Source organism: Arthrobacter sp. Y3221159, from assembly GCF_059089885.1.
The window spans coordinates 1-327 of record NZ_JBNHFC010000063.1; the positions used below are offsets into that span (position 1 = coordinate 1).

The 327-nt window shown below is 62.7% G+C and carries 1 protein-coding gene; it reads right to left on the reverse strand.

Features of this window, described 5'->3' with window-relative positions; translation table 11 throughout:
* The coding region (locus AC5RT3_RS20680) for a lipoyl synthase (RefSeq protein WP_494125118.1) at nt 1–327 on the reverse strand (327 nt) is incomplete at both ends.

Below are 327 nucleotides of genomic sequence, written 5' to 3' on the forward strand. Positions count from 1 at the left end.
GGTTCAGTTCGTGGATCTTGCGGACGGTTTCGGCGTAGAGCCAGACGCCTTCGTCTTCGAGGTCGTCGCGGGCGACGCCGGTGACGGTGGCGTAGCGGAGCTGCATGGACTGCACGGAGCGGGCCACCTTGGTGGGTTCGAACCGGTCCAGGGGTGAGGGTTTGCCGGTGTCGATCTGGCAGAAGTCGCAGCGGCGGGTGCATTCGGAGCCGCCGATGAGGAAGGTGGCTTCCTTGTCTTCCCAGCATTCGAAGATGTTGGGGCAGCCGGCTTCTTCGCAGACGGTGTGCAGGCCTTCTTTTTTGACGAGGTTCTTGAGTCCGACGA